The sequence below is a fragment of the Kitasatospora sp. NPDC087861 genome (assembly GCF_044742585.1).
GTDB lineage: Bacteria > Actinomycetota > Actinomycetes > Streptomycetales > Streptomycetaceae > Kitasatospora.
Window position 1 is genome coordinate 89,961 of record NZ_JBIUUS010000026.1, and the last position, 13,436, is coordinate 103,396.

Consider the following 13,436-nt stretch of genomic DNA (forward strand, 5'->3'; position numbering starts at 1 on the left):
GCGCGGACCCGGGGCCGCTCCCGCCTCGCCGATGGCTACTGTTCCGTCACCGCACCCTGCTCAGTTGGCCGGGCCGCACACCCAGTTCGGGTTGCCCGACGACCACACGCAGGCGGACAGGCTGTTGCCCGGGCCGTCGTAGATCCAGGGCGACTGGGCGCCGCTGCCGGTCGGTCCGTACACCCAGCTGGAGGTGTTCCAGCTGTAGATGCCGAAGGAACAGCCGCCGCTGTTGGCGATCGGGTCGTTCGCCATGTAGTCGTGGCCGCTCATGAGCTGGACCTTCTCCAGCGCTTGGCAGCCGCCGCCGTTGGTGACGGTCCAGGTGCCCTCGGCCGCGTAGGCCGAGGTTGTGGCACCCAATCCGAGCGCGGCAGCCGCGAAGGTGACGGCCACTGCGCGCTTCGTCGTCCTGGTGAGTCGCATGGAGCTCCCCCAATTACTCGGTCTGGCCCCGGACTCGGCGCCGGGGCGTCGTGACACCGGGTGTCGGCCCGGTGTGGAGGTGCTGGCGCCGCCGAGGAGGCTCGGCCGCAGGGGCACGGCGTCCGTCGCGGTGGCGTCTGCGGCCCATGGTGTTCCTCTCTCCCGCGCACAGGACAGCCATGAAGCTCTCGCCTTAAACAGGACAGCCCTTGGACCCGGTTGAACAGGACAGCCCGTGGACGCGGCCCGGTTCGCCCGCGCGGACCGTGTCCCGGTCACGGTTGTCGGGCGGTGTTCGTGTCCAGACGGGCGCGTACGGCGTCGGCGTCGCGATGCTGCAGGTGTTCGAGGATGGCGAGGCTCTGGGTCCAGGCGTGCCGGGCGGCCTCGGTGTCGCCGAGCGCGAGGTGGGCGTCGCCGATGTGGGTGTGAATCTCGGCCTGGAGGAAGTAGTCCCCGGCGGCTTGGCGCAGGCGCAGTGACTCGTGGTACGCGGGGAGCGCCTGCTCGTACTCGCCGAGGTGGTGGTGGATGTAGCCGATGCTGTCCCAGATGGAGGACTGGGCGGGCAGGCTGCCGCAGCTGCGCGCGAGTTCCAGGGCGCGTAGGCCGTACGGAAGGGCCTCGCGGGCCCGGCCGAGTCGCGTCAGGTACCAGCTGACGAGGTTGAGGGCGAGGGCCTGTCCGGAGGAGTCCCCGGTGGACTCGAACAGTGTCAGTGCCCGGTGGGCCTCGGCCACCGCCTCTGCGTAAGCGTGTTCCTCACCGTGGGTGATGGCGATGTCGAGCTGGGTCTTTCCCTGACACGTCAGCTCCCCGAGGGTGCCGAACAGGTCGCAGGCGAGGCGCAGTTCGAGGTGGGCTTGGGGTTGGCGGCCCTGAGAACGGTGCACCTGGCCGAGCCAGCGGTGCGCGTGTGCCTGCCGGGCGAGGTCCGCAGCGCGCTCAGCGGCTCCCAGTGCGGTCTCGCTGACCTGCTGCCACTGCTGCCACAGCCCCGACTTCTGCAGGTAGGACACCTGCGCGGCGGCGAGCTGCCAGGCGTGATCGTCGTACCCCGCCCGGTGGGCCCACGAGACGAGCTGCTCGACCACGGACTGTTCGTCCTGGTACCAGGCGAGGGCCTGCCCGCGGTCGGTGAGAACCTCGGGCGTCACCCCGACGGCCGGCGCCGGGAGGTCGAGCGGATGCCACGAGGCGTCGTCGGCGTAGGCGAGGGAACCGGCCCGGTGCGCGGTGCAGAGGTAGTGGTCGAGCATCCGCCGTGCCGCCTCGGCCTGCGTGCTCGTGGAGTCGGTGGCGACCAGCTCGGCGGCGTAGGCGCGCAGCAGGTCGTGGAAGGTGTACCAGTCCCGGTCCACCGCGGTGATCAGATGGGCGCGATGGAGTTCGTCCAGCAGGCGGCGGGTCTCGGCGAGCGGCAGGCCCGCGAGGCTCGCGGCCGCCGCTGCGCTGATGCGCGGACCCGGGTGCAGACCGAGCAGGCGGAACAGGCGGGCGGCCTGCGGGGCGAGGGCGTGGTAGGACCAGGAGAGCACCGCCCGGACGTCGGCCTGGCTGTCGTCGGCCGACAGCAGGTCCAAGCGGGCGCGGGTGTCGTGCAGTTCGCGGGTCCAGGTGCTCAGCGGGGTGTCGGCGCGCTCGGCCGCACGTGCGGCGGCGATGTTCAGGGCCAGCGGCAGCCGGGCGCACAGATCGATCAGCTCGTCGGCCACGTCCGGTTGGCCCAGTACGGCCTCGGGACCCATGCGGCGGGCGAGCAGTTCGCGGGCCTCCTCGCGGGAGAGCACGTCGAGGGCGAGCGGGACGGCGCCGTCGAGGGCGACGAGGCCGGGCATCCGGTTTCGGCTGGTGACCAGAACGAGGCAGGTGTCCGAGCCGGGGAGCAGCGGGCGGACCTGTGCTGCCTCGCGGGCGTTGTCGAGGACGATCAGTGTCCGGGTGCCGGCGAGACGGCTGCGGTAGAGCGCGAGTCGTCCGTCCGGGTCGGTGGGGATGCGTGGGGCCGGAACGCCGAGCGCGTCCAGGAAGCCGCGGGCCACGTTCGCGGGCTCGGTCGGGGGTCCGGCGGGGTCGAAGCCGCGCAGGTTGGCGAAGAGCTGGCCGTCGGGGAAGCGGTGGGCGACCCGGTGTGCGAAGTGCACGGCCAAGGAGGTCTTGCCCACTCCGGCGGTGCCGGCGATCGCCGAGATCACGACCGCGCCGCAGCTGGGAATCCGATCGCCCAGCAGCTCGTCGAGCTCCTGGAGCTCGCGGGTTCGCCCGGTGAAATGCCGCGCCGCGGCAGGCAGTTGTCGCGGCACCCCGTTCGGGCCGCGGGTCCGCGCCCCGCGATGGACCCGCAGACAGGCATCCCGCCACTGGGCGGCCTCGGCCCCCTCCAGCCCGAGCGCCCGTACGATCGCCACCACGAGGTCGAGGTCCAGGCGGCGGCGCCCGGGCTTGAAGGCGTCCACGACGGTGAAGGGCGAGACGACGCGCGCTGGCCTCATGAACGGTCCGGCCTGCTTGGCCAGCGACCGGTAGGACGGCATCCCCGCCCACGCGCGCAACTCCCCGAGCATGCCGATGAACTCCGTCAGATCGGCCGCGTTGCCGGGGTCCGGCATACGGCTCCGCTGCTCACTCACGTTGTCCCCCGACCCGTGGTGCCGTGTTCCTGACAGCCTGAGTCTACGAGCGAGCTGCCGGGGTGTGTGGGGTTGTGTGGGAAACAGGACTTCAGCCGACCGCCGCGGGCAGCATGGACCCGCCACTTCACGTGCGATCAGCGCACGCACGGACGGGATGACCGAAGCACCAGCCGATCACCTCTGACCGGGCCACGTGCTCATCTCGCCGTGAGCCTCGGCTCGGCCACACGAGAAAGAGGACCTCCGTTGAAGCTCCGTACCCTCGGCTCCGCAGCCACCGCCGTAGCCCTGGCCGCCGGCCTCGGCATGGCCAACGTCGGGACCGCCGACGCCGGGACCGCCGACCTCGGGACGGCCCACGCCAGCGCCAGCACCAGGGCCTACTACTGGATGTCCGCGCACACCTACACCTTCGTGTCCTGGTCGCCCGACGCCGGTGACTCCTGCCTGGACGACTCCAACAACGGCGACGGCACCGACAACCTGCGCGCCTTCACCTGCAACGGCATGGCCTGGCAGAAGTGGAAGGTCACCGAGTACGCCAACGGCTGGGCGCAGCTCATGAACCTGGCCACCGGTCGGTGCCTGGACTACTCCAACGACGGCAACCACTTCGGCCTGCGGACCTACGAGTGCAACGGCCCCAGCTTCAACTCGGGCTTCCAGCAGTGGGCCATGGTCAACCGCTACACCGCGGCCGGCGCCTACGAGTCGGTCCTGAAGAGCGGCCGCTGGGAGGAGGACAACACGGACATGTGCCTCGACGTCTCCAACGTGGGCACCCGCGGCTATCCCTGTAACGGTCCCTCCCAGGATTCCGGCTACCAGGGCTGGACCGTCCTCGACCAGACCTGACCCACGGCACACGGCACACGGCACCGGCCTCCCCCGTCCCAGGACGGGGGAGGCCGGTGCCGCTCGCAGGGCGCAGGGTGATCAAGCGGACCGAGGGGGCGGCAAGCAGTGCGAGTGGCTGTAGTGGCGTTCGGGGCACGGGACTTGGCCAACGTGCGGTTCGCGATCTCGCCGATCCAGCACCTGGTGATCGGGCTCCAACAGGACAGCGGGGCTCCGCTGCCGGCCCGGCGGTGGTGGCGCTCGGTCCGCTCCCGTGTGCCCGGCCGGGCCCTACCGCTGATCGAGCTGGTCGCGGCCCATCCGCTGTACCTCCCGGACTTCCTGACGCCCCCGATACCACTGGTCCCGGGCGGTGTGTCGATCGCCGACGAACTGGACGTGATCAGCGCGGTCAGCGCGGAGCAGGTGCACGGTGAGCTGTGCCGGTACGCCGAGTTGGGTCCCACCCCGAGACCGGTGGCGCAGCTGTTGGACGGTGGCTCCGCACAGGTGAACCGTCTGATCCAGGCCGTCCACGCCCTCTACCGCGCCTGTCTGGCCGACGACTGGCCCGACATGGTCAAGCGGCTCAACGCCGACATCAGCATGCGCCGGGGCACCCTCGGAGATCAGGGGACGGGAAGGATGCTGGCCGACGTCCACCAGGCGTTCAGCGACCCCACGCGCTTCCAGCTCACCCTCCAGGGCACCGCCCCGACCGTCCCGGAGCACCTGAAGCGCAGCGCCGCGGCCGGATTCGTGTTGTCCCCCAACCTGTTCCTCGGCGGCATGATCTCCCCGTCGATCGCCAGCCCGTGGCAGCAGCCCCTGTTCGCCTACACCGCCTCCGAGGCCGTCCAGCCGCCGCCCCCCGCGGTCGACGGCCTGACCGCGCTCATCGGCAAAGGGAAAGCCGCCGCGCTGCGGGCGATCGGCGCGGGATGCACCACCACCGAGCTAGCCGTCCGCCTCGGAGTGAGCGCCCCCGCCGCTTCCCAGCACACCGCCACCCTGCGCGCGGCCGGAATGATCACGTCGATCCGCGACGGACAGTGTGTCGTCCACGCCCTCACCCCCCTCGGGACCGGCCTGCTCACGGCCAACCCGCTCTGACGGCTCGCCCCGACGCCGAGGACGAGCACCGCGCCGCGCCGACCGGTGACGCCGAGGTGGCCCCCGAGCGGGGCGTGTGGACGTAGGAGCGCCTGGCACCCCTGACAATGGTCCGGAAGTTCTTGAACGTACAGAGAAAGCGAAACCTCACCATGGATCTCGGCGTGCGCTGGAAGCTGCACGGTGACGGGCGCACGCCCGCGCCGGGGGCGGTCGTCCGCCCCGACGAACGGCTCTCCTGGCCCCGTACGGTAGGGCTCGGCGCCCAGCACGTGGTGGCCATGTTCGGCGCGAGTTTCGTGGCGCCCGTGCTGATGGGGCTCGACCCGAACCTCGCGATCATGATGTCCGGCGTCGCGACCGTGATCTTCCTGCTGGCCACCCGCGGCCGGGTGCCCAGCTATCTCGGCTGCTCGCTCTCCTTCGTGGGCGTCGCCGCGGTGATCCGGGCGCAGGGCGGCACCAGCGCGACGGTGACCGGCGCGGTGTTCGTGGTGGGCGTGGCGCTGTTCCTCGTGGGCCTGATGGTCCAGCGGTTCGGGGCGCGCATCATCCACGCGGCGATGCCGCCGATCGTGACCGGCGCGGTCGTCATGCTGATCGGGTTCAACCTCGCCCCCGTGACCGCGTCGACGTACTGGCCGCAGGATCAGTGGACGGCGCTGCTGGTGATGCTCTTCACGGGGCTGGCCGTGGTGTGCCTGCGCGGCTTCTGGTCGCGCGTCGCGATCTTCCTGGGGCTGGTCTTCGGGTACGGGATCTCCTGGGCGTTCGACCGGATCTTCGGGAGGATCCACTCGGTGGACGCGAGCGGCAAGCTCACCGACCACTGGCGCCTGGACCTGTCGGGCGTGGGCAAGGCGGACTGGATCGGTCTGCCCTCCTTCCACGGCCCGACCTTCCAGTGGTCCGCGATCCTGGTCGCGCTGCCCGTGGTGATCGCGCTGGTCGCGGAGAACGCCGGGCACGTCAAGGCCGTCGGCGAGATGACCGGCGACCCGCTGGACGACAAGCTGGGCGCGGCGATCTCCGCGGACGGCGTCGCCTCCATGCTCTCGACCGCGGTCGGCGGCCCGCCGAACACGACGTACTCCGAGAACATCGGCGTGATGGCCGCCACCCGGGTCTACTCGACCGCCGCCTACTGGGCGGCAGCGGGCTTCGCGCTCCTCTTCGGCCTCTGCCCGAAGTTCGGCGCGGTCGTGGCCGCGATCCCCGGCGGGGTGCTCGGCGGCATCACCGTCATCCTGTACGGCATGATCGGCCTGCTCGGCGCGCAGATCTGGACCAAGTCCGGGGTGGACCTGCGCAATCCGTTGAACCTGGTGCCGGCCGCCGCGGGCATCATCATCGGCGTCGGCAACGTCAGCATGAAGTTCACCGACACCTTCACCATCAGCGGCATCGCGCTGGGCACGCTGGTCGTCATCACCGGCTACCACGCGCTGCGGGCACTGGCCCCCGCGCACCTCAAGATGCAGGAGCCGCTGCTGGACTCCGGCACGTCCTCGTACGACGCGGAAGCCGGGGCCGACGGCGACCCGGGTCGTCCCACCGGCTGACCGCCGCGCTGCGCCGCGGCGCAGCGACGGGTAGCGGCTGCCGCCGACCGGCTCCGGCCGGCGGCAGCTCTCTGGAGGTCTTGATCCGCGCCGTCAGCGACCCGATCGGGTGCGCCGCGGCTACGGTCGGGTCTATGACGCTCTCGGTGTCCGCCGGCCGCTCTGTGGATCTTCGGGTTGAACCGGTTGATGACGTTCCTGATCGTGTTGAGCGGTCTCTTCACGTGCGTGTGGACCGGAGCGCGGCGGTGCGGTCGACTCCATGAACAAGGGCTGCCAGAACTCGCACGGACGCCTGCGGAAGGCAGTCGATGCCTCCGGCTTCGAGTACGACGGCCAGGTCGCGGCCTCGGCCGACTCCGTCGAGGACGCCGTCATCCCAGGCAACGCGACGAACGTCTTCCTGAACATGCAGCCGCTCCTCGACCGGCTCGACGAGAACCTCGCGCCGGTGTGGCTGAGCGAGACCCCGTTCTCGCACCCCACGACCACAGGATCCCGGGCCTTCTTCGACGACTCCGGCCAGGACACCGTCGCACTGTTCGAGGAGCCTCACTTCGGTACGGCGCCCGATTCTGCGGCGATGTCGCCGTACATCGCTTTCATGCTTCTGCACCTAGGCATGGAGGCGTTCAATACGCTCATGGTTGGATCGCCCCGGAAGGACGAGCTCGATCGCATGGCGATGGCGGGCGGTCTGACCGACAACGCACCGTCCTCCGAGTAGCGGCTGCCCCTGGCTTCCCCGGCAGGAAGCTGGGGCCCGACTCCTGCTCGCAACTGTGCGGAGGCCCTGGTGGGCCCCTCCGGACCGTGCTCGCGCCGGATCCAAAAATGACTACGGCCCGTCTCTCGAAGCACCGAGAAACGGGCTGCCGTGTCGCAGAGCCGCCGGGGGTGCGGCTCTGGATCAGGGGGCGATCAGGTTGCGGACTGCGTCGCTGACATCGGGCAGTTCGCCCGGGAGTGCCCACTGGTGGGCGTCGTGTTCGGTGAGGACGACCGGCTCGGTCTTCTCCACGGTGACGCCGAAGTTGAACTGGCGGGTGGTGCCGCCGCGGCTGTTCTGGTGGTCGAAGTGCCCGATGCAGCCGATGACCTGGTCGATGGTCAGGCCGGTCTCCTCGGCGGTCTCCCGGTGGAGCGCGTCCAGGATGGTCTCCCCGGTCTCGACCTCTCCGGAGGGGATCTCCCACATTCCGCCTCGGTGGTGCCCTCGGCGATCAGCGCCCGGTGGACGGTCGGACCGGGGTCTCGATCGGGTGACTGCGGCGGCTGCCGTGCATGAGAGCAGGGCCTCTTGGCAGCTCAAAGGGTGTCTACGCCAAAAGGCTGTCCAGTAGGCCCTGTTGTCGCAGTTCTACGGCTTGACTCCTTCACATGGGCGGCCCTCGGTGGGCGCAGGCGCCCACCGAGGAGTGTTGCTCCGCTTGTGGTCAGGACACCTGCCAGATCTGGTTGTTGCCGCCGTTGCTGCTCCAGAGCGCGAGTGTGGTGCCCGGGGTGGTGGAGTTGTTCGGCACGTCGATGACCAGGCCGGCGGCGAGGTTCTTGAGGGTGAAGCTGGTGCTGGTGGCGGAGGTGTAGTCGCCAGCGGCGTCGGCGGTCCACTGTTGGGTGGTGGAGCCGGGGGTGCAGGTCCACTGGACGAGTTGGGTTCCGGGGGTGGTGGCGTGGCCGGCGGTGTCCAGGCACTTGCCGCTCTTGGCGCTGACCACGGTGTAGGTGTTGCCGGAGACCTTCTTGAGGGTCCACTGCTGGGTGGTCCCGCCGCTGGCCGACCACTGGATGACGGGGGCGCCGTCGGCGGTGGAGCCGCCGCTGACGTCCATCAGCAGGGAGCTGTTGGCGCCTGCCAGGGCGTGGGGGCCGGTGGGCGGCAGGGAGGAGTTGGCGGTCCAGGTGCCGGCGGTGGTGTTCAGCGACCAGGAGTTGAACCAGCCGACGTTGGCGGTGTCGCCGGACAGGGTCAGCGGCAGCCAGACCAGGGGTGAGTTGCCGAGGTCGTTGGTCGTCCAGCGGTCGGCGGCGAAGACGTAGCTGGTGCCGGAGGTGCCGGCGACGGGGATGACGTTGGCGGTCTGCGAGTTGTAGGTCCGGGTGCCGGCGGGGGCGAAGGTGTTGAACGAGGACCAGGGCCCGGACAGCGAGGTGGCCGTGGCGTACACGTTGTCGTTGGTGCCCCAGCCGGTCAGGTTCGAGCCGAACAGGTAGTACCTGCCGTTGGCCTTCACCACGGCGGGCGATTCGTAGTCGCCGACCAGCGCCACCGAGGAGCTGACGGAGAGGTAGTCGGCGGACAGCTTGTCGATGCGCAGCCCGTTCGCCCGGTCCTCGGTGAGCAGGTAGGCGGAGCCGTCGGTGTCCTGGAAGAGGCCGATGTCGCGGCTCTGGAAGCCCAGCGGCTGGAAGCTGCCCCGGTAGGCGTACGGTCCGCACGGGGTGCTGCTGGTGGCCACGCCGACCTTGGCCTCCGAGTAGGAGGGGTCGTCGATGTGCAGGTACATCACGTAGGTGGCGGTCGCGGCGTTGTAGACGACCTTCGGCCGCTCGACGATGCGGTTCGGCCCGAGGTCACCGCCGGGCTGTTGGCTCAGCGCCTGGCTCTGATATGTCCAGTGCCGCAGGTCGGTGCTGCTGTAGCAGGGGATGTCCTTGAAACTGGTGTCGGTCCAGTTCTTGCCGGTCTTGTCCTCACCGAAGCCGTACCAGGTCTTGCCGGCCTTGACGATGCCCAGGCCGTGCAGCTGGAGCTGGTTGCCGTTCTGGTCCGTCCAGGCCGCGGCCGGCGTGAAGGTGCTGCTGGTGGCGGCTTGGGCCGTAAGCGTGGGGGCGGCGGACAACGCGAGGGCGGTGACGGCGACGGCGACGCGGCGCAGGGCTCTGCGCGCACGAGTGGGTGCGGTGATCGGCATGAAGGCCTCGACTGGGTGGGGGAGGGGGTGGGGGCGCCACTCCAGCCAGTCCCGGACGGCGGTGCGGCGCTGGGCACGCAGTATGGCACCACGTCGATCACGTATCAACACAATGCAACAGAAAGAAACATATGCTCACAGCAGTTGTCGCTCTGATGGCTATTTGTCAACTGGGGCGCAGGCCTGAGCTGCCGAGCCACGGCGGCCTCCGCGGCCTTGAAGGTCGCCGGCGAGCATCAGCTCGACGAGTTCGAGGCGGTCCATGGCCGAGGTGGGCGGCTCGGCCGGCTGCGCGAGTCGGGCCGGGCTGTGGCGGTCGGCATGGTTGTGCAGGTCGGCGACGGCCTCGACCGGACGGGTGTTACCGGCCAGGGCCAGCAGCGCGAGGTCGAACGACCGGCGGTCCGCCGCCAGGTGTCCGACCGGCCGCTCGGCGCGGTCGGCCAGTACCGGCCGTCGCTGCAGCACCGACGTCAACACGTCCACTACCAGCAGGCCTCCGATCTGAACCTCCTCGGAGGGTGGGAGGCCTCGGCGGGCGGCGCCGGAATTCGGGCGAACCGACCGCACGGCAGACGATCTCCCCGAGCACCTCACCTCCGGCCCATGCAAGCCCCGTGACCCGCAGCTTCAGGTTGGAAAACGCTCAGTGACCGCCGACACGCGATCCTGATCGTTTGCCCGGTGAGTTTGACCGCTGGGTCCAACTCGATTCCGCGTTCGTCTGGCTGATCGTTGAGCAGTCCGTAGGGAAGGGACCGCCGTGGTTGGTGCCGGAGGTGAACCGACGCCTGCCTGAGCCGGCTCGGCCGGTCTCGTCGTCGACGCCGACGTCGGTCACCAGGTTCCTGCAGGTGCCGCCGAAGGAGGAACGTGATGTCGCTGGAGGCGTTGGCGCCCAGGCCCTTCGCGTACGGGACGCCGCGGATGCTGATGGCCTGTCCGTCACCAACCGTGGCGTCGCCGTTGCTCATGTCCCGCTCGACGGGACCCCAGCCGTTGGCGGCGGAGGAGAACGGGCCGCCGGGCGCTTAGCTCAGGCCGGTCGGTACCGGCGTGCGCGGGGTGACCTTGAGCATCACCGTGCCGTGGCTCGGGACGGTGACCTTGATCGTGCCGGTGCTGGTGCTGGTCTTCTTGGACCACAAGTCCTTGAGCTTGTACGACTTGGCACCCGCGACACCGATGGCCTGCACGGTGGTGCTGATGGTGGCCGTGGTGGAACGTTCGTTGGTGAGGGTGACCGCGCGACTGCCGTCGGCCAGCGGCTTGCTCATCACCACCAGGTTGCCGGTGTCGGAGACGACCGAGCCCTGCTTGCCCAGCGGATCCTGGTCGACCGCGATGACGTCCGGGTTGGTGAGGATGTCGAGCGTGCTCTGTGTGGCGGTGCGCAGGTCGCTGCCGGTGATCAGCGGGGCGGCCATCTCGGCCCAGAGGCTCATGTGGGTGCGGTACTCGGTGTCGGTCATGCCGCCGTTGCCGACCTCCAGCATGTCCGGGTCGTTCCACGCACCGGGCTTGGCGTAGTCGGCCAGGGCCTGGTTGGCGTGGGCGATGCCGATCATCGACTGCCAGGTGTCGCGGATGTCGCCCGTGGTGCGCCAGGAGTTGCCGATGTCCGGCGCCCAGGTCCACGGCGCGCTGGTGCCCCACTCGCAGATCGAGTAGAGGATCGGGCGGCCGGTGGCTTTGAGTGCCTCGCCCATGGCCTTGTAGCGGGGCTGGGTGTCGATGCCCTGGTTGTTGCAGTTGTCGTACTTGAGGTAGTCGACGCCCCAGGAGGCCCACAGGTTGGCGTCCTGTTGCTCGTGGCCGAGGCTCCCGGAGTTGCCGGTCATGGCGCAGGTGGCGGTGCCGGCGCTGGAGTAGATGCCGAGCTTGAGACCCTTGGCGTGGACGTAGTCGGCCAGTGCTCTGATGCCGCCGGGGAAGCGCACCGGGTCGGGGACGAGGTTGCCGCTCGCGTCGCGGTCGGGAAGCGACCAGCAGTCGTCCAGGTTGACGTACTGGTAGCCGGCGTTCTTGAGCCCCTTGCTGACGAAGAGGTCGGCGATGCCCTTGACCATCGCTTCGTTGAATTGCGGGCCACAACCGGTGGCGTTCCAGTTGTTGAAGCCCATCTGCGGGGTTCGGGCAAGACCGTTGTCGACTGCCATCGCCGGTGCGGCGGTGGCGAGTTCAAGCCCGGTGGTGAGTGCGCCGCCGCTGACGAGCAGGGCGAGCCCGGTGAGGACGGACGTGAGGCGTCGGGTCAGTGCACCCGAGGGTAAACGCACAGGATCCTCCATATGCGGACAGAATCAAACATGGGTTGCGCATCAGAGTGTCGCGCCTCCCCCTGTGCATACGTCAAGCCCTCGGACGAGACTTCAGAAAGGCTGCGTGATTCTGATCGCCAATGTTGACTTGTGCTCAACTCGCCCCCATATTGGTCATGTTCACGCAACGGCCCCTCCCCCCCGGTCCTCGACCGCCAGCAGCCGAGGAGCCGGCATGCCCCTGGCACCACCGTGCCGCGCTGTGCCCACCGCAGTCCTGAGCCTCCCGCTGGGCGCGCTCACCGCCTTGGCCCGCCGCGCGGCCAGATTCCGACGCCTTCCCCTCGCTGACGTTGCCGGCCTCTTCCCGTGCCCCGGTCCCGCTGCCCGATCAGAGTCGGGACGACGGCACCGTGATCGCCGACTCCCGACGGGCGCGTCCCGGGCCGGCGCGGTCGGGGTCGCGGTCTCGGTGTACCGGCCGGAAGAACGAGGTCAGGGGCGGTACTTGCGGGCTCGTGGCGGTCGCTGTCCAGGCACGTGTGTCCGCACGTCAGGCAGGGTCCTCCGGCTTGGGCCGCCGCTCGTGGTGGAGCCCGCCGGAGACGAAGCCGTCGACGACGGGCGCTTTGCCGAATCCGGCCTCGGCCATCCGCCAGGGAGATCAGTCCGGCCGCCACGACCGCCGCCTCGGTTTCGCGTTCGATGCGGACGGTGTCGCCGAGGGAGTGGCTGTTGTCGTTCCGATCTTGAGGGGTGTTGGTCGATCGGGCGACTGTGGCGGGTGGCGGGCATGAAAGCAGGGCCTCTTGGTGGCTCGAAGGGTGTCTACGCCAACAAGCTGTCCAGGAGGCCCTGTTGTCGTAGTAGAAGGCATGGCTCAGGCCGAGCCGCCCGGCGGCGTCATGGATGAGCTGCCCGACCACGGCCTGGGCCGCTCCCGCGGCGGCTGGACCACCAAACTGCACCTGGCGTGCGAACAGGGCGAGGCGATGGCGAGGAGCGGGTTCGAGCCGAGCGCCCAGGAGTATGCCGCCGCCTACGAGATCCTGATCTGTCTGCCGGACACCGGGCCGCTCAACATCGTGGCGATTGCCGAGTTGCATGCCGCCGGGATCGCCGACCCGGTCGACGACCTTTCGGCCGAGGGCGTCGATGCCGCCGGCCTGTCGGATACGAGCCTCGAGGCGGTCGCCGCGTTGATCCAGTCCTCGAGAGCCGGCTTGCCGCGGTCGGCGTCTGCTGCGAGCGCGTCACGCCAGGCGACGCCCGCGATGACGTTCGCGCCTCCGGTGTCCTGGCCGGTCCGAGATGGGTGTCCGCGCGTCCGCGTCGGTGCAGGTCATCGACGATGGCCCCGAGCGGAATCGGGAGCGCGCCTTACGCCGCATACCAGGCACAGACGCGGGTCGCTGTCACACGAGCAGCGCCTCGAGCTCCGGAAGTCGGCCGAACAGGTCGGGGAGGCCGCGCACGCCGTTGCGCACGGACTCGTGCGACAGCGCGAGGTCAGGGCCGGTGCTCGCCTCGACGCCGGCGAGGCACCGGAGGATGTTCCACCTCGTGTGCCCCAGCCAGCCGCCGATCATGAACGCGAACCAGCTTGGACCTGACGGCGGCAGCGCTCCGCCCCCCGCGACATAACCGTCGAGGACCGAGCGGAAGATGGCGGGTTTGATGTCGTCGAAG

Annotated in this window: 12 protein-coding genes; 4 read left to right on the forward strand and 8 right to left on the reverse strand. The window is 69.9% G+C overall.

Annotated elements, in window-relative coordinates; all coding sequences use genetic code 11:
- Window positions 1-60: 60 nt before the first annotated feature.
- Together ACIOJE_RS30435 and ACIOJE_RS30440 are read right to left on the reverse strand one after the other, a co-directional pair.
- On the reverse strand, window positions 61-426 hold the full coding sequence (locus ACIOJE_RS30435) for a hypothetical protein (protein WP_280683315.1): 366 nt from the start codon (window positions 424-426) through the stop codon (window positions 61-63).
- A gap of 275 nt (window positions 427-701) precedes the next feature.
- Complete coding sequence (locus ACIOJE_RS30440) at window positions 702-3,035, reverse strand: ATP-binding protein (protein WP_400780562.1); 2,334 nt, start codon at window positions 3,033-3,035, stop codon at window positions 702-704.
- Window positions 3,036-3,305: 270 nt separating this feature from the next.
- Between ACIOJE_RS30440 and ACIOJE_RS30445 the strand changes: the two genes are divergently transcribed.
- From ACIOJE_RS30445 to ACIOJE_RS30460, 4 genes are all read left to right on the forward strand, one after another.
- Complete coding sequence (locus ACIOJE_RS30445; RefSeq protein WP_400780565.1) at window positions 3,306-3,914, forward strand: RICIN domain-containing protein; 609 nt, start codon at window positions 3,306-3,308, stop codon at window positions 3,912-3,914.
- A gap of 114 nt (window positions 3,915-4,028) precedes the next feature.
- On the forward strand, window positions 4,029-5,009 hold the full coding sequence (locus ACIOJE_RS30450; protein WP_400780567.1) for an ArsR/SmtB family transcription factor: 981 nt from the start codon (window positions 4,029-4,031) through the stop codon (window positions 5,007-5,009).
- Window positions 5,010-5,161: 152 nt separating this feature from the next.
- Window positions 5,162-6,571, forward strand: a complete 1,410-nt coding sequence (locus tag ACIOJE_RS30455; protein ID WP_400780602.1) for a uracil-xanthine permease family protein — start codon at window positions 5,162-5,164, stop codon at window positions 6,569-6,571.
- A 262-nt stretch (window positions 6,572-6,833) separates the two neighbouring features.
- Complete coding sequence (locus ACIOJE_RS30460; protein ID WP_400780570.1) at window positions 6,834-7,298, forward strand: hypothetical protein; 465 nt, start codon at window positions 6,834-6,836, stop codon at window positions 7,296-7,298.
- Between the two features lie 183 nt (window positions 7,299-7,481).
- Here ACIOJE_RS30460 and ACIOJE_RS30465 read toward each other — a convergent pair whose 3' ends face one another.
- The 6 genes from ACIOJE_RS30465 to ACIOJE_RS30490 form a co-directional block, all read right to left on the reverse strand.
- Window positions 7,482-7,883 carry an NUDIX hydrolase gene (locus ACIOJE_RS30465; protein ID WP_400780573.1) on the reverse strand — a complete coding sequence of 134 codons (402 nt, stop codon included), beginning with the start codon at window positions 7,881-7,883 and terminating at the stop codon, window positions 7,482-7,484.
- A gap of 124 nt (window positions 7,884-8,007) precedes the next feature.
- Window positions 8,008-9,486: an RICIN domain-containing protein gene (locus ACIOJE_RS30470; RefSeq protein WP_400780576.1), complete on the reverse strand. Its 1,479-nt coding sequence runs from the start codon at window positions 9,484-9,486 to the stop codon at window positions 8,008-8,010.
- A 159-nt stretch (window positions 9,487-9,645) separates the two neighbouring features.
- Window positions 9,646-9,972: a hypothetical protein gene (locus ACIOJE_RS30475; protein ID WP_400780578.1), complete on the reverse strand. Its 327-nt coding sequence runs from the start codon at window positions 9,970-9,972 to the stop codon at window positions 9,646-9,648.
- Between the two features lie 107 nt (window positions 9,973-10,079).
- A complete protein-coding gene (locus ACIOJE_RS30480; RefSeq protein ID WP_400780580.1) occupies window positions 10,080-10,460 on the reverse strand; it encodes an NPCBM/NEW2 domain-containing protein in 381 nt (126 codons plus the stop codon).
- A 57-nt stretch (window positions 10,461-10,517) separates the two neighbouring features.
- Window positions 10,518-11,765, reverse strand: coding sequence for a glycoside hydrolase family 27 protein (locus ACIOJE_RS30485; RefSeq protein WP_400780583.1), 1,248 nt, complete (start codon window positions 11,763-11,765; stop codon window positions 10,518-10,520).
- A 1,397-nt stretch (window positions 11,766-13,162) separates the two neighbouring features.
- On the reverse strand, window positions 13,163-13,436 hold a 274-nt coding region (locus ACIOJE_RS30490; RefSeq protein WP_400780585.1), incomplete at its 5' end, for a hypothetical protein.

What these genes read in the sequence shown, in the direction of transcription:
- ACIOJE_RS30435 (WP_280683315.1), bottom strand. Translation starts at nt 426, where the DNA reads ATGCGACTCACCAGGACGACGAAGCGCGCAGTGGCCGTCACCTTCGCG.
- ACIOJE_RS30440 (WP_400780562.1), bottom strand. Translation starts at nt 3,035, where the DNA reads ATGCCGGACCCCGGCAACGCGGCCGATCTGACGGAGTTCATCGGCATG.
- ACIOJE_RS30455 (WP_400780602.1), top strand. Translation starts at nt 5,162, where the DNA reads ATGGATCTCGGCGTGCGCTGGAAGCTGCACGGTGACGGGCGCACGCCC.
- ACIOJE_RS30460 (WP_400780570.1), top strand. Translation starts at nt 6,834, where the DNA reads ATGAACAAGGGCTGCCAGAACTCGCACGGACGCCTGCGGAAGGCAGTC.
- ACIOJE_RS30470 (WP_400780576.1), bottom strand. Translation starts at nt 9,486, where the DNA reads ATGCCGATCACCGCACCCACTCGTGCGCGCAGAGCCCTGCGCCGCGTC.
- ACIOJE_RS30480 (WP_400780580.1), bottom strand. Translation starts at nt 10,460, where the DNA reads ATGAGCAACGGCGACGCCACGGTTGGTGACGGACAGGCCATCAGCATC.